The sequence below is a fragment of the Cupriavidus sp. GW822-FHT02D05 genome (assembly GCF_058802485.1).
On record NZ_JBXAOE010000008.1, the window covers coordinates 212,613 to 227,394 of the forward strand.

15 protein-coding genes are annotated in these 14,782 nt (G+C 66.2%); 10 read left to right on the forward strand and 5 right to left on the reverse strand.

Features of this window, described 5'->3' with window-relative positions; genetic code table 11:
• On the forward strand, window positions 1–1,272 hold the full coding sequence (locus AC1RQK_RS13135) for a DUF445 domain-containing protein (protein WP_492809296.1): 1,272 nt from the start codon (window positions 1–3) through the stop codon (window positions 1,270–1,272).
• 26 nt (window positions 1,273–1,298) lie between these two features.
• Here the strand turns inward: AC1RQK_RS13135 and AC1RQK_RS13140 are convergent, their stop codons facing one another.
• Entirely contained in the window at window positions 1,299–2,594 is a 1,296-nt protein-coding gene (locus AC1RQK_RS13140) for a Zn-dependent hydrolase (protein ID WP_492809297.1), read from the reverse strand.
• Window positions 2,595–2,788: 194 nt separating this feature from the next.
• On the opposite strand from AC1RQK_RS13140, the gene AC1RQK_RS13145 reads away from it, so the two are divergent.
• A complete protein-coding gene (locus tag AC1RQK_RS13145) occupies window positions 2,789–3,124 on the forward strand; it encodes a nucleotide pyrophosphohydrolase (protein WP_043342674.1) in 336 nt (111 codons plus the stop codon).
• Window positions 3,125–3,325: 201 nt separating this feature from the next.
• Entirely contained in the window at window positions 3,326–4,807 is a 1,482-nt protein-coding gene (locus AC1RQK_RS13150) for a M81 family metallopeptidase (protein ID WP_492809298.1), read from the forward strand.
• Between the two features lie 87 nt (window positions 4,808–4,894).
• On the opposite strand, the gene AC1RQK_RS13155 is transcribed toward AC1RQK_RS13150, so the two are convergent.
• Window positions 4,895–5,446, reverse strand: coding sequence for a glutathione peroxidase (locus tag AC1RQK_RS13155; protein WP_492809299.1), 552 nt, complete (start codon window positions 5,444–5,446; stop codon window positions 4,895–4,897).
• 245 nt (window positions 5,447–5,691) lie between these two features.
• Between AC1RQK_RS13155 and AC1RQK_RS13160 the strand changes: the two genes are divergently transcribed.
• The 5 genes from AC1RQK_RS13160 to AC1RQK_RS13180 all read left to right on the forward strand — a co-directional run bounded on the left by AC1RQK_RS13160 (window position 5,692) and on the right by AC1RQK_RS13180 (window position 10,489).
• Window positions 5,692–5,961 carry a MoaD/ThiS family protein gene (locus AC1RQK_RS13160; protein WP_043342689.1) on the forward strand — a complete coding sequence of 90 codons (270 nt, stop codon included), beginning with the start codon at window positions 5,692–5,694 and terminating at the stop codon, window positions 5,959–5,961.
• A 43-nt stretch (window positions 5,962–6,004) separates the two neighbouring features.
• Window positions 6,005–7,159 (forward strand): WD40/YVTN/BNR-like repeat-containing protein, encoded by a 1,155-nt coding sequence (locus AC1RQK_RS13165; protein WP_492375488.1) that lies wholly within the window; start codon window positions 6,005–6,007, stop codon window positions 7,157–7,159.
• A 53-nt stretch (window positions 7,160–7,212) separates the two neighbouring features.
• A complete protein-coding gene (locus AC1RQK_RS13170) occupies window positions 7,213–8,085 on the forward strand; it encodes a DUF72 domain-containing protein (RefSeq protein ID WP_492809300.1) in 873 nt (290 codons plus the stop codon).
• Window positions 8,086–8,154: 69 nt separating this feature from the next.
• A complete protein-coding gene (gene dbpA / locus AC1RQK_RS13175; protein ID WP_492375486.1) occupies window positions 8,155–9,576 on the forward strand; it encodes an ATP-dependent RNA helicase DbpA in 1,422 nt (473 codons plus the stop codon).
• 64 nt (window positions 9,577–9,640) lie between these two features.
• Window positions 9,641–10,489, forward strand: coding sequence for a PA4780 family RIO1-like protein kinase (locus AC1RQK_RS13180; protein ID WP_492375485.1), 849 nt, complete (start codon window positions 9,641–9,643; stop codon window positions 10,487–10,489).
• Window positions 10,490–10,513: 24 nt separating this feature from the next.
• On the opposite strand, the gene AC1RQK_RS13185 is transcribed toward AC1RQK_RS13180, so the two are convergent.
• Together AC1RQK_RS13185 and AC1RQK_RS13190 are read right to left on the reverse strand one after the other, a co-directional pair.
• Window positions 10,514–11,080, reverse strand: a complete 567-nt coding sequence (locus AC1RQK_RS13185; protein ID WP_492809301.1) for an acyloxyacyl hydrolase — start codon at window positions 11,078–11,080, stop codon at window positions 10,514–10,516.
• Between the two features lie 175 nt (window positions 11,081–11,255).
• Window positions 11,256–12,419, reverse strand: coding sequence for a DUF2855 family protein (locus AC1RQK_RS13190; protein ID WP_492809302.1), 1,164 nt, complete (start codon window positions 12,417–12,419; stop codon window positions 11,256–11,258).
• A gap of 62 nt (window positions 12,420–12,481) precedes the next feature.
• On the opposite strand from AC1RQK_RS13190, the gene AC1RQK_RS13195 reads away from it, so the two are divergent.
• Window positions 12,482–13,201: a TetR/AcrR family transcriptional regulator gene (locus AC1RQK_RS13195; RefSeq protein ID WP_492809303.1), complete on the forward strand. Its 720-nt coding sequence runs from the start codon at window positions 12,482–12,484 to the stop codon at window positions 13,199–13,201.
• On the opposite strand, the gene AC1RQK_RS13200 is transcribed toward AC1RQK_RS13195, so the two are convergent.
• Window positions 13,176–13,823, reverse strand: coding sequence for a CDGSH iron-sulfur domain-containing protein (locus AC1RQK_RS13200; RefSeq protein WP_492809304.1), 648 nt, complete (start codon window positions 13,821–13,823; stop codon window positions 13,176–13,178). The genes AC1RQK_RS13195 and AC1RQK_RS13200 overlap by 26 nt on opposite strands.
• Window positions 13,824–14,079: 256 nt before the next feature.
• Here AC1RQK_RS13200 and AC1RQK_RS13205 point away from each other — a divergent pair, with 256 nt between their 5' ends.
• Complete coding sequence (locus tag AC1RQK_RS13205) at window positions 14,080–14,529, forward strand: CBS domain-containing protein (RefSeq protein WP_492375480.1); 450 nt, start codon at window positions 14,080–14,082, stop codon at window positions 14,527–14,529.
• Window positions 14,530–14,782: the final 253 nt, after the last annotated feature.

Here is a 14,782-nt window from a genome sequence, read left to right on the forward strand (position 1 = left end):
ATGCATCAGGAAGAAGAACTCAGGGTCGCAAAGCGCAAGGCATTGGCCTTGCTGCTGTTCGCGTTTGCCGTTTTCGTCACCACCGTCCTCCTGCCGCGCGCGCCTTTGACGGATGGCGTGCGGGCGGCGGCGGAGGCGGCGCTGGTTGGCGGGCTGGCGGACTGGTTTGCGGTGGCGGCGCTGTTCCGGCGGATTCCGTTGCCGGGCTTTGCGCGCCACACCAACATCATCATCCGCAAGCGGGACGATATCGCGGACGGCCTGGCGGTGTTCGTGAAGGAGAAGTTCCTGGACGTGCCGTCCGTGGTTGCGCTGATCGAGCGGCACAATCCGGCGCTGGTGGTCACCCGCTGGCTGGAGTCGCCCGCCAACGCGCGGCAGATCGGTGATGTGGTGGTGAAGTTCGCGAGCGGCATGCTGGATGTGATGGATGAGCGCAACATCCAGTCGCTGCTGAAGCGGGCGGTGGATACGATGATCGACAAGGTCGATCTGTCGGAGTCGGCGGCGACCATCCTCGACAGCCTGACCAGGAACGATCGGCACCAGGCGCTGCTCGATGGGACGATCGCGCAGTTGATCGCTTTGCTGAACGAGCCGCCCGCCCGCGCTTTTATCTCGGAGCGGATCGTGGAGTGGCTCAAGAGCGATCACCCCAGGAAGGAGCGGCTGCTTCCCACCGAGTGGATCGGGAGCAATGGCGCTGACATGATTTCCGCGGCGCTGAGCCGAGTGCTGACCCAGATCGAGGGCGATGCCGATCACGAGTTGCGCAAGCGCTTCGATGCGGCCGTGCAGCGTTTGATTCAACGGCTGAAGCACGATGCCACGTTCCACGCCAAGGCCGAGGCGCTGAAGGCGCACCTGAAGCAGGATGGGGCGCTGAACGCCTATGTCGGCGGGCTTTGGGCCGAGTGGCGCGATTGGTTCAAGCGCGACCTGGCGCGCGAGGATTCCGCCACGCACCGCAAGGTGGCGGCGGCGGGCCAGTGGATCGGTGCGGAGCTGGCGCGCAACGCGTCCCTGCGCGCATCGCTCAACGATCACCTGCGCGATGCGGCGCGCAATATGGCGCCGGACTTTGCGGAGTTCATCACGCGGCATATCAGCAACACCATCCGCAGCTGGGATGCGCGCGATATGTCCCGGCAGATCGAGCTGAACGTAGGCAAGGACCTGCAGTACATTCGCATGAACGGCACGGTGGTCGGCGGGCTGATCGGCGCGGCGCTGTACCTGATCGCGCAACTGCCGGCGTGGCTCGGCCGCTAGGCGCCTGTTTAGCGTTGCCTTGCCGGTCAGGGCCGGTTGGCTAGCCGCAGCACCACTTGCAGCAGGATTTGCGCGCCATTGACCAGGTCGTCCGGCTCGGTGTACTCGCGCACGTCGTGGCTCAGGCCTTTGACGCTGGGCACGAAGATCATGCCGGTCGGGCACAGGTGCGCCAGCATCTGCGCGTCGTGCCCGGCGCCGCTGGGCATGCGCATATGGCTAAGGCCCAGCGAGGCGGTCTCTTGCTCGATCAGGTCGATGACCATGGGGTGGAACGCCACCGGCTCCAGGTGCGCCAGCAAGCGGTAGCTCAGGTTGAGGATCTCCGCCTGGCAGGTTTGCTCGGCAAAGGCCAGCACTTCGGCTTCGGCCTGGGCGAGCCGTTGGTAGTCGGTGTTGCGCAGGTCGACGGTGAAGGTGGCGCGCTCGGGAATGACGTTGATCACGTTGGGCTCGAAGCGCATGGCCCCCACCGTGCCGAGCTGGCTGTCGCCGTAGCGCAGCGCCAGGTCGTGCACGAAATTGGCGATGCGCATGGCGGCGTAGCCGGCGTCGTGGCGCAGGTCCATGGGCGTGGTGCCGGCGCTGTTGGACATGCCGTCGATCCTGAACTCCATCCAGGAGATGCCTTGGATGCTTTCCACCACGCCGATGCGCAGGTCGCGCAGATCCAGCGCCGGGCCCTGCTCGATGTGCAGCTCGATAAAGCTGTCCACTCGCGGCGCGCCCACCGGGGCTTGCCCGCTGTAGCCGATGCGCTGCAGCTCGGCCCCGACGGTGGTGCCGTCGATGCTGGTTGCCGCCAGTGCGTCTGCCAGGGGCAGGCCGCCTGCGTAGACCAGTGAGCCCATCATGTCGGGCTGGAAGCGCACGCCGGTGGCATTGGTAAAGAAGGCCACGGCAATCGGGCGGCGCGTGCGCAGGCCGGCATCGCGCAGCGTGGCGATGACTTCCAGGCCGGCCAGCACGCCGTAGCTGCCATCGTAGCGGCCACCGGTGCGCACGGTGTCGATATGCGAGCCGATCATCACGGGGGGCAGGTCCTCGGTGCCGGCATAGATGGCCACGCCGTTGCCGATGGCGTCGATCGTCACCGCCATGCCAAGCGCTTGCATGCGCGCAACCGTCCAGTCCCGGCCGAGCTCGTCGGCGTTGGTCAGCGCCAGGCGGCACACGCCGCCGCCTTCAATGCCGCCAAGCCGCGCCAGATCGTCCAGGCTTTGCAGCAGGCGCTCCGGGTGGACGCGCGGCGTGCGTGGGGTGTGTTTTTCCTGTGCTGCTTGTGCTGCTTGTGTCGCCTGCGGTGGGTGTTGCGCGGTCATGCGTGTTTCTGGGCCCAATCGGAATGCGTGGAATGCGTGGAATGCGTGGAATGCGTCCACTATGAAACGATGGTCTCGCGTTTTGGTGCACATGAGGTGCCCGTGAAACGCATGTTTCTCTGCTCGTTGTGCGTCGCGAGCCGCTTGCATTCGTGGTTCAATAGGCCCGGTGCTTATTTTCGCAGTGAACCATCATGACCCTGATCGACATCAAGACGCTCCAGCAAGCGGCCGCCGCATTTGGCGAGGCCCGCGGGTGGGGCAAGTATCACAGCCCCAAGAACCTGGCCATGGCGCTGAGCGTGGAAGTCGCCGAGCTGGTCGAGATCTTCCAGTGGAAGACGGAGGAGGAGGCGCGCGGCATCATGTCCACGGACGAGCGCGCGCACGTGGAGCAGGAGCTGGCAGACATCACGATTTACCTGGCGCAGTTGCTGACCGCGCTCGACGTTGACCTGAACGCGGCGGTGAAGGCCAAGATGGAGATGAATGCCGTGAAGTATCCGGCGAAGACGGGCGGCACGGATTGAGGTGGGGCGCCGCCTGAGAGGCCTTCAGCGCGCCGGTGCCCCTCTTTCTCACCGTTCCATCCCGGGCCACATGCCGGTAGACTTTGGCCGTTGCATCGAGGTCATGCCAGTCATTGGCCGCCGATGCCGCATCGCCGGTCCCCATCCCCCGTTCCGGCCCGACATTCCCGGCCACTTCCATGCTGGAGCCCCCGCACCGCCATGAAGATCCTGATCGCACGACTGAACCACGAAACCAATACCTTCTCGCCGGTGGCGACGCCGCTGTCGTCCTTTCATCCGCAATACGGCGAGGACGCGTATCGGGCGAGCAAGGGCACGCGCACGGCCATCGGTGCCTTTATCGACCTGGCCGAGGCGGCAGGCGCGGAGCTGGTGGTGCCGGTCACGGCCAGCGCCAACCCGAGCGGACGCGTCGCGGCCGATGCGTATGCGGCCTTGTGCGATGCCATCGTCAAGGCGGCGCCCGGGTGCGATGCCGCGATGCTCGACCTGCACGGCGCCATGGTCGCGCAGAACAGCGACGACGGCGAGGGTGAGTTGCTGGCGCGCCTGCGCGAAGTGCTGCCGCACGCGCCGATTGCCGTTGCGCTGGACCTGCACGGCAACGTGACGCAGGCCATGATCGATCACGCGGATATCGCGGTCAGCTTCAAGACTTATCCGCACGTGGACATGTACGAGACTGGCGAGCACGCGGGCCGCCTGCTGATGCGCATGCTCGAGCAAAAGGCGCGGCCCGCGCTGGCCTGGCGGCGCCTGCCGATGGTCACGCACACACTGCGCAGCAATACCGGCGAAGGCGCGATGCAGCGCGCGGTGGCGGCGGCCAGGCAGGCCGAGGCCGACGGCATGCTGGCGGTGTCGGTGCTGGCCGGCTTCGGGCTGGCGGATATCGCGGCGCCTTGCCTGAGCGTGCTGGTGGTGGCCGACGGCGGCCAGGCTGCGGCGCAGGCAGCGGCCGACAAGCTTGCCGCGCAGATCTGGGCGGAGCGCGCCGGCTTTGTCTATGAGAGCGAGCCGCTGGCGGAATCGATTGCGCGCGCCGCGCAACTGGCCGCGCAAGGTGGCAGCGGGCCGGTGCTGTTGCTGGACCACGGCGACAACTGCATGTCGGGCGGCACCTGCGACGATATGCAGGTCCTGCGCGAGGCCTTGCGGCAAGGCTTGTCCGGCATTGCCGTGGGGCCGGTATGCGACCCGCAGGCCGTAGCCGCGATGATCGAGGCCGGCGTGGATGCCCGCGTGACGTTGCCGGTGGGCAACAAGGTGCCGCTGACCCAGCTTGGCATCTACCCGACGCCGCTGACCCTGACCGGCCGGGTGGCCGCCATCAGCAATGGAGAATACGTGATCAGTGGCCCGACCTACACCGGCGCGCGCATCCGCATGGGCCGCACCGTGCTGCTCGATATCGGCGCGGCGCAGGTGGTGGTGACCGAGACACCGCAGGAGCACTGGGACCTGGGCATCTTTACCCATATCGGTGTGGATCCCCTGGCGCAGCGCTTCCTGTTGCTGAAGTCGCGCATGTACTGCCGGCCGGTGTTCGTGCCGATCGCAAAGGCGGTGGTGGAGTGTGATGGCGGTGGCGTGACGAGCTCGCGCTACACGCAGTTCCCGTTTGCGCGTCTGACGCGGCCGGTGTATCCGCTGGAGGCGGACGTGACCTTGGGCGCGTAGCTAGCGGGTGGCGGCCGGAGTGGGCAAGTCCTGATGCCCTCCTCGTGCCGCTGCTACGCCGCCGCGCCGCTAGCCAACGGCTACCGGTCAGCGGCCCTGGCCCAGCGCCGCATCGATTGCCTCCAGCAGGCGCGGATCGTTCGCGGCGACGTCCGGTGCGAAGCGCGCTACCACCTTGCCTTCCCGGTCGATCAGGAATTTCTCGAAGTTCCACAGCACATCGGTGGTGTTCTCCGGGTTCACGCCGTAGCCCTTCAGGCGTTCACGGAAAGGGCCGTCGCCGATGGCGGCCGGCTGGGCTTGCGTCAGTGCCGCGTACAGCGGATGCTGGTCCGGCCCGAGCACCGAGACCTTCGAGAACATCGGGAAGTGCACGTCGTAGGTCAGCTTGCAGAATTCCTGGATCTGCGCCTCGTCGCCCGGCTCCTGGCCTTTGAAGTTGTTGGCCGGGAATCCCAGCACCTCCAGGCCCTCGGCGCGCTTGGCCTGGTACAGCGCTTCGAGCCCTTCGTACTGGGGCGTCAGGCCGCACTTCGATGCCACGTTCACAACCAGCAGCACACGAGCGCGAAAATCCGCGAGCCGGCTGTCGGTGCCGTCGATGCGTTTCAGGGGAATGTCGTACAAGGTGCTTGCCATCTTTCGTCCTTACGTGAGTGGTATGGATGCCATGGAGCCGACAGTATGCAGGCCTTGGAGGTTTCTTGCCGGTGGGCGTCCCGGCTTCCCGCGCATGCTGCGTTGCAGCGTCAAAGCGCCACGGCTGCGCCACAGCCCTGATTGTTGCCACTGCGCGCAACCGCACACCCATTCCCCCGCAGTATTTCCTAAACTGCAAGACACTCGCCATCACGGCCAGCGGTCCCCGCGCTGGCCCTTACGCCATGCCGCGCCTTGTCTTTGCCTCTGCGATCCAGCGCCATATCCCGAGCCCGGAGCGGGAAGTGCCCGCGGCTACCGTCTGCGCCGCGCTGGAGATGGCGTTTCGGGAGCAGCCGGAGCTGCGCGGCTATATCCTCGATGACCAGGGCCAGTTGCGCCGGCACCTGGCGGTGTTTGTGGATGGCTCGGCCATTCGCGACCGCCGGCGCATGAGCGATCGCGTGGGCGCCAGCAGCCAGATCTTTGTGGTGCAGGCGCTGTCAGGCGGTTGACGGCTTGCCGCTGAAGGCTCGGCGCTCAAGCGTGGAGGTCAGCATGAACGATCAACTTCTCATTGGCACGCGCAAGGGCTTGTTGATGCTGCGGCGCGACAGCGCGCTCACCTGGCTGCAGGAGTCGGTGCATTTCCTGGGCGAGCCAGTGAGCATGGTGCTGGGCGATCCGCGTGACGGTGCCTTGTATGCGGCACTCAACCTTGGGCATTTTGGCGTGAAGCTATGGCGGCGCAGGGCGCGCGGCGTGGCGTGGGAGGCTTGCGCGGTGCCGGTTTATCCGCCCCAGCCGGAGCCGGATCCGCCCCGGGACGCGGCCGTGCCGGGCGTACCCATCCCTGCGCAAACCGGCGAACCCGCGATCGCCGCGCCGGCGGTGCCGTGGTCCTTGCAGCAGATCTGGTCGATGGAAACCGGCGGGACCGACGAGCCCGGCGTGCTGTGGGCCGGCACCTTGCCGGGTGGCTTGTTCCGCTCGGGCGACGGCGGCGCCAGCTGGGCGCTGAACCGGCCGCTGTGGGACCGCCCCGAGCGCAGCGAGTGGTTCGGCGGCGGCTACGATGTGCCGGGCATCCACTCCATCTGCGTGGATCCGCACGATAGCCGCCACGTCACCGTGGCCGTGTCGTGCGGCGGTGTGTGGCAGACGCGGGACGGTGGCAGGAACTGGGCCTGCACGGCGAGCGGCATGGTGGCCGACTACATGCCACCGGAGCGGCGCGAGGATGGCAATATCCAGGATCCGCACCGGCTGGCGCAATGTGCCGGCCATCCGCATGCAATGTGGGTGCAGCACCATGGCGGGATCTTTCGCTCCGGCGATGCGGGCATGCACTGGCAGCGCTTGCACGCCAAGCCGTCGAGCTTTGGCTTTGCCGTGGCGGCGCATCCGCGCCGGCCCAATACCGCGTGGTTCGTGCCGGCAGTCAAGGATGAATGCCGCGTGCCGGTGGACGGCAAGCTGGTGGTCACCCGCACGCGTGACGGCGGGGTGAGTTTTGAGGCATTCTCCGAGGGGCTGCCCGCGGCGCCGTCGTATGACCTGATCTACCGGCACGGGCTGGCGGTGGATCATACCGGCGAGCGGCTTGCCATGGGCTCCACCACCGGCAGCCTGTGGATATCGGAGAGCGGCGGGGAGCGCTGGAAGCTGTTCTCGGCACATCTGCCGCCGATTTACTGCGTGCGCTTTGTTTGAGTTGTCCGCGCGCGCTCAGGGCCCATCGATTCACCTGGACAGGACGCGAACGCATGGCTGAAGCAAGCGCTAGGAGCACAACCAAATCCCACGAAGCGCCCATCGCCCGCGTCGGCATCGGCGGATGGAACTTCGCCCCCTGGCGCGACAACTTCTATCCCGCCAGACTGACGCAAAGCCGGGAGCTGGAATACGCCAGCCGCCAGCTCACCGCCATCGAGATCAACAGCACTTACCACGGCACCCAGAAGCGCACTTCGTTTGCCAAATGGCGCGACGAGACGCCGGATGGCTTTGTGTTCTCCGTCAAGGCATCGCGTTTTGCCACCAACCGCCGCGTGCTGGCGGAGTCCGGCGAGTCCATCGCGCGCTTTCTCGACAGCGGCATCGCCGAGCTGGGCGACAAGCTCGGCCCCATCGTCTGGCAGTTCGCGCCCACCAAGCCGTTCGACCCGGAAGATTTCGAGGCCTTCCTGGCGCTGCTGCCGGCATCGGTCGAAGGACGCAAGCTGCGTCATGTGCTCGACGTGAGGCACGAGAGCTTCATGACGCCAGCCTATCTCAAGCTCGCGCGCAAGTACAAGGCGGCCACCGTCTTCACGGACTCGGACAAGTTTCCGTCCTTCGCGGATCTCACCGCGGATTTTGTCTATGCGCGGCTGATGCGCAGCGCACAGACGCTGAGGAGTGGCTACGCGCCCAAGGCGCTGGATGCGTGGGGCGAGCGCGTGCAGGCCTGGGCGGCGGGCGGGAGGCCGGAGGATCTGCCGCAAGTGGATGCCAGCGCACCTGCAAGGCGCAAGCGCGAAGTCTTCGTGTTCTTTGTCAGCGGCGCCAAGGAGCGCGCGCCGGCAGCGGCGCAGGCGCTGCTGGCGCGGCTGGGATGGCAGGCGCCGCCCTGGGAAGCCGGCGCCAGGGGTAAATAGACGCAGGGAGGCGACGGGAGGCGACAAATTGACGACAGAAGCGCGGTAGCCAGCCCGGTATAATCCGGCATGACCTCAAGCCCTACCCAATCCGCAGCGCCCGCCGCTGCCGGCGCCTCTTTCTCCAAACTGCCCCTTTCGCCCGCCACGCTGGCGACGCTGGAGCAGCTCGGCTACCAGACCATGACACCGATCCAGGCGGCCAGCCTGCCGATCGCGCTGGCCGGCCAGGACCTGATCGCGCAGGCCAAGACCGGCAGTGGCAAGACCGCCGCCTTCGCGCTGGCGCTGCTGAACCGGCTCGATGCGCGCCGCTTCGACGTGCAGGCGCTGGTGCTGTGCCCCACGCGTGAACTGGCCGATCAGGTCACGCAGGAAATCCGCCGCCTGGCGCGCGCGGAAGAAAACATCAAGATCCTGACGCTGTGCGGTGGCTCGCCGATGCGCCCCCAGGCCGACAGCCTGGCGCATGGCGCACATATCGCCGTGGGCACGCCCGGCCGCATCATGGATCACCTGGAGCGCGGCACGCTGAACCTGGATGCGCTCAACACGCTGGTGCTGGACGAAGCCGACCGCATGCTCGACATGGGCTTCTTCGACGACATCGCCTATGTGGCAAGCCACTGCCCCAAGGAGCGCCAGACGCTGCTGTTTTCGGCCACCTATCCCGAAGGCATCGCCAAGCTCAGCCAGCAGTTCCTGCGCAAGCCGCGCGAGGTCAAGCTGGAAGAGCAGCACGATGACAGCAAGATCCGCCAGCGCTTCTACGAGGTGGCCGACAGCGATCGCCTGAACGCCGTGGGCCTGCTGCTCAACCATTTCCGCCCGGTCAGCACGCTGGCCTTCTGCAATACCAAGGCCCGCTGCCGCGACCTGGTCGACCTGCTGCGCGCGCAAGGCTTCGAAGCCCTGGCGCTGCACGGCGAGCTGGACCAGCGCGAGCGCGACCAGGTGCTGGTGCAGTTCGCCAACCGCAGCTGCTCGGTGCTGGTCGCCACCGACGTGGCCGCGCGCGGGCTGGACATTGCCCAGCTCGAAGCGGTGATCAATGTCGACGTCACGCCCGACCCCGAGGTCTACGTCCACCGCATCGGCCGCACCGGCCGCGCGGACCAGGATGGCTGGGCGCTTAGCCTGGCGAGCATGAACGAGATGGGCCGCGTGGGCAATATCGAGCAGGCCATGGGCGCCGAGATGGAGTGGCAGCCCCTGTCCGACCTGACTCCCGCCAGCAATGAGCGCCTGCTGCCCCCCATGGTCACGCTGCAGATCCTTGGCGGGCGCAAGGAAAAGATGCGCCCCGGCGACATCCTCGGCGCGCTCACCGGCGACGCAGGCTACGCCAAGCACCAGATCGGCAAGATCAACGTGATGGACATGTCCACCTACGTGGCGGTCGAGCGTTCGATCGGGCGCGAGGCGATGCGCAAGCTGAATGACGGGACAGTGAAGGGCAAGCGCGTGAAAGTGCGCATGCTGACGGAATAACGGTGGCCGCGACGCTGCTGTCCCCGCGCATGGCGGGCTCGCCGTGCCCACTTGGTGCTGCCCGATGAAAACGCCGAAGCGGCTCCAGCCGCTGGTCGAAGACGGCCTGGTCGACGAGGTGTTGCGCCAGTTGATGAGCGGCAAGGAAGCCACCGTCTATGTCGTGCGCAGCGGTGGCGAGATCCGCTGCGCCAAGGTCTACAAGGATGCCGCGCAACGCAGCTTCCGCCAGGCCTCGACCTACCAGGAGGGGCGCAAGGTCAAGAACAGCCGGCAGGCGCGCGCCATGGAAAAAGGCACGCGCTACGGGCGCAAGGTGGCAGAAGAAGCCTGGCACAACGCGGAGGTGGATGCGCTATACCGCCTTGCCGCCGCCGGCGTGCGCGTGCCCACGCCGCACCTGTGCTTCGAGGGCGTGCTGCTGATGGAGCTGGTGGTGGATGCCGAGGGCAATGCCGCGCCGCGCCTGAATGACGTGGCGCTGAGCCCGGAGCAGGCGGTGGCATTCCACGACGCGCTGATCGAGCAGGTGATCCTGATGCTGTGCGCCGGCGTGGTGCACGGCGACCTGTCCGAATTCAACATCCTGGTGGACGCCGACGGCCCGGTCATCATCGACCTGCCGCAGGCGGTGGATGCCGCCGGCAACAGCGAAGCCAGCGCCATGCTGGAGCGCGATGTGGATAACCTCGCGTTTTACTTCGGCCAGTTTGCGCCGGCGCTCAATGGTACGCAGTACGGCAAGGAAATCTGGGCGCTTTACCAGGCCGGCTTGCTGCATCCTGGCGTGAAGCTGACCGGCCAGGTTGCCGTGGACGACACCCCGGTGGACGTGGACGCCGTGCTGGCGGAAGTGGAAGACGTGATCCTGGAAGAAGAGGCGCGCCAGCGCTACCTGCAAAGCGCGGAGTAAGGCGGCAGCGCGGCCGCGCTGCGCTCAGAACTGCGCCGAGTACTGTACGAGCAGGAAGTTGATGCCGGGGTTGGGCCGCTTGATCCTGCCGTTGGAGTAGTGCTGCAGGCGCAGCGCGACTTCGGAGTGCATGGCATCGTCAAAGTGGTAGCCGATGGCGATGCGGTCGCCGAACTGGAACGCCGTGGAGAACACGGTCGTATCCGAGATGCGGGTGCGCGAGAGCAGGTGGGCGCCGATGGCGAGATCCACGAAGGCTGTCGCGTTGCCCCCACCCTGCAAGCGAAAGACGGGCGTCAGGCCGATGTCGCCCATTGCGCCGCTGCTGCCGCCATGCGGATCCCAGGCGCCCGCGGAAATCTCCAGCCCCAGGCGCAGCCTGACCGATCGCGTGGCACTGTCCCACAGGTCCTGCCTCAGGTCCCAGCGCAACTCGAGGCGGCCAAGGTTGGCTTCGGGCGCGATGCCAAGCGAGACGCCGACGCGAGCGGGCTCGAACCAGCCAGCGTCGGCGATGGGCGGCGGGTTTGCCTGGGCGTAGGTACAGGCGCCGTGCAGTGCGAGTACGCCGGCAAACGAAGAGACGCGCATCGAGAGATCCTCGCAACGGACTGCAGGGCTCTCGTCCAACGCGTGGCTGCCCGGCTCTTCGTTTGATCATACACACTGGCAGTCAGGCTCGCCGGGCTTTCGTCAGCGAGGAGCCCGGCGCGGCCACTCGCGTGCAAGCCCCGTCCGCGCACTGGCAACAACAGGCATGCGGCGCTCAACCGAGCCGCACCACGTACCCCGCCTTCGGCTCGCTTCCACCTGCCACCAGGCTCGCGATTCTCTCCTGCGCGGCGCCGAAGCCCCGCGCTTCGATCAGCGTCAGCCAGCCGTTCGCCGGCTCTTTCACATAATCGATAAACGCGCGCTGCGCTGCGTTGAAGCGCCGGTTCACGCCTTCGGGCCCCCAGTCGGCATTGCGCTTGCGGATCTGCACCGGTGCGAAATAGAACTCGGGCTTGGGCCCGGGCAGGCCGGTATCGCGCAAAAAGCCCGTGTTCTGCGCCGAGCCGGCAAAGCAGTCGTACACCAGCGCGTCGCCAAAGTGATGGTGCACGCGTGCGCGCAGCGCTTCGTCGCCGGAGAAGTCCACGTAGAGCGTGGGCACGTCGGTGCTAAGCGTTTCCAGTCCGTCGTAGCTGACCACTTCCTCGTAGCAGCCAAGGCCTTCGACAAAGGCGCGGTTGCGCTCCGAGGTAATGGCGGCCAGCGAGATGCCGGGGATGTCGCGCAGGCAGAAGGCGGTGCCATAGGCGGTCTTGCTGGAGGCGCTGGACACTACCAGCCGGGTCGTGCCGAAGAAGCGGTTGTCTTCGAGGAAGTCGGCCAGCATGAACGACGTGATGAACAGTGGCCGGTACAGGATCTGGTAGTTCTCCAGCTCGGGTGCGTAGGCGGCGTCGTTGGTCACGCGGGTGTACTGGTTGTACGCGGAGGTCAGGGACCGGCGGTGCTCGATGGCATCGTAGAAGCCGCGCTCGGTCACGCGTTCGGGCTGCATGCGGATATGGCTGGCGATGGGGAAGTAGCCGTAGAAGCGCTCGCCCGCCGCCACGCCGGGCACCTTGGAGTCCACCACATCGGCAAAGCCCCACACCGGCATATGGCCCCATTCTTGTTGCCCGGTGGGAAAGAACTGCCAGTAATTCATGGCGTCGCCGAAGGCGGCGTAGGTGATGTTGTTGGTGGTGAGTGCGAAGCGGTCGATCTTCAGCAGGACTTCGCCGGGGGCGGCGTCGGTGCGTTCCTGGCGCGCTTCCAGCCGGCTTTCATTTAGGGCATGCTTGCGTGTCAGCAGTCGGGTGACCGTGAGCGATTGTTCGGCGCTGTCGTTGTGACTGCCTTGGTGGCTGCCATGGTCGCTGTGCTTCGTCTGATCCATCGTCTGATCCATCGTCTGTCCCATTTTCTGTCCCTTTCTCACCGTCGAGGTCGATGCCACCAATGTATCGCCGCAAGCAGGCCGCCGGGTTCGGAAACGCGGGTGCCGCGGCCGAGCCGGCGCAAGCGCCTGCCAGGCCGCTGAAACGCCCGTCGCAGCAGCGCGCGCGCTTTACCGTGGATGCCATTTACGAGGCGTTTGTTCGGATATGGCGGGCGCGTGGCTGGGACGGCGTGACCACGCGCGCCGTGGCGCTGGAGGCCGGATGCTCCGTAGGCACCCTGTACGAGTACTTCCCTAACAAGGAGGCGCTGCTCTCCGGCTATGTGCGGCACACCATCGAGCTGCTGCTGGCGCGCATCGAGGCCGAAGTGGCGGCCGTACCCGGGCTGGACTGGCGCACGCGCGTCCAGCGCCTGGCACGGCTGACCTGCGGCGCCGACGATGCCTCGCTGGAGGGCTTCGAACACGAGATGCTCATGCTGGAAGCGCGCATCGCCGAGACCAAGCATCACCGCCGTGTGTTCGATGAGTTGTACGCGGCCTGGCAGCGCGCGCTGGCGGCATGCCCGGATTTGCCGGGCGCGCCGGACCCCGCCATGGTGCGAAGCCTGCTGGAGGCGGTCTGGGGCGCGCGCCGCTATCGCCTGCTGCTGCAGGCTGCCGAGTCCTCGCGGGCGGCATGGGTGGCGCAGATGGAGCGGCTTTGCCTGCTGGCGCTGGGGGCCGCGCCGTTGTCTTCGGATCCTATGGATTTTATGGATCCTGCGCGTCGCTCCTGAACCCTACCTTCTTGTGCGTGCCGTCGCAGAACGGCTTGTTGCCCGACTGGCCGCAGCGGCAAAACCAGGCCTCGGTCATGCGGGTGATGGTTCTGCCGGTGCCGCTGATGACTTCAAGATTGCCTTTGACGCGCAGCGGTCCGTTGGGGATGGGATGGATATCGAGGGGCCCATCGCGCTGCGCCAGCGGCTCCGATGCTACGGTGGCGGCCTCGCCGGTGGCGACGAAACCCGCGCTGGCGTGGCTGCCGTCGCACAGGGGCTTGTTGCGCGAAGCGCCGCAGCGGCACAACGTCAGGCGAAAGCCGGCGGGCTGGCCATCGATGGTGATGGCGGCGCGCAGCGCCAGCGGGCCGTTCTCGAGCACGCGCACCACATTGACCAGCGGCGCCGCCTCGCCGGGGGAATCGTCGACGTTCTGGTAGCTGATGGCGCCCGATGGGCAGTTGTGCGCAATCTCCGCGATTTCTTCGGCGCTGGCGTTGTCGGGGTGGATCCACTCGCCCTGCACGCCGGGCACGAACACGTCCGGGCGGTCCAGCACGCAGTGGCGCGAATGGATGCAGCGGCTGTCGTCGAAGAGCACGATGACGCGCTTGCCGGCAACGGACTCGGTGGCCATGGCTGGCCCTCCTGCGCATTGCGCGCCAGGTGGCGCGCTCCCTTTCCTTTATAGCGCTTGCCGGCGGGTTTGCGCAGTGCTTTTCAGCGGCTTGGTTTTTTTGCAAAGATTCGTGTGCGTCACCCTGTAAGGCGTGCGCGCGTGGTGCTAATCTGAAGGCGATAGGCAGCGGCGCGGTGCGCAGGTGCCCTGCCAGGCGCTCCCGCCTTTGCGCGGGTCGTGTTGCAATCCGTTGGGATCGAACAAGGAGTGGGTGATGAAAACTGCACGACAGGTTCTTGAGTCCAAACCGACTCAGGCTATCTACAGCATTCCCCCTGGCGCCACGGTTTATGCTGCGCTGCAACTGATGGCGGAAAAAGGCATTGGCGCGTTATTGGTGATCGAACGCGGCGATATCGTTGGTATTTTGAGCGAGCGGGATTATGCGCGGAAGGTGATCCTGATGCAGCGGACTTCCCGGGAGACCTTTGTTCGCGACATCATGACGTCGGCGGTGATTTATGTGCGCGGGGATCAGAGTACCGATGAGTGCATGGCGTTGATGACGCAGCATCGGTTGAGGCACTTGCCGGTGATGGACGGCGATGCCCTGGTGGGCATGTTGTCGATCGGGGACCTGGTCAAGGATATTATTTCCGAGCAGAAATTTATCATCGATCAACTGGAGCACTACATTAGCGGGACGCCCCATCCCAAGCTCTGATCTCATTGCCCCGGTGATTCCTGGTAAATGGAAGCTGATTTACCGCAGGTTCAAGGGCTTAAGGTCACAAGCTTAAAGTCAAAGGCAGTTTCATGACCCCTGCGGGGCGCCGGCCTGTTTTCCTGTCTCCCAAAAGGGCAGGCTAGGAAGGCGCCCCATACGGTCTTGGCACATCTTCACGTCTCGCTTCGCTGCGTGTGACGGGTGGCTTGTTGGGGCCAGCCCAATCTGGCCCCGCTGTATTGGGTACGCT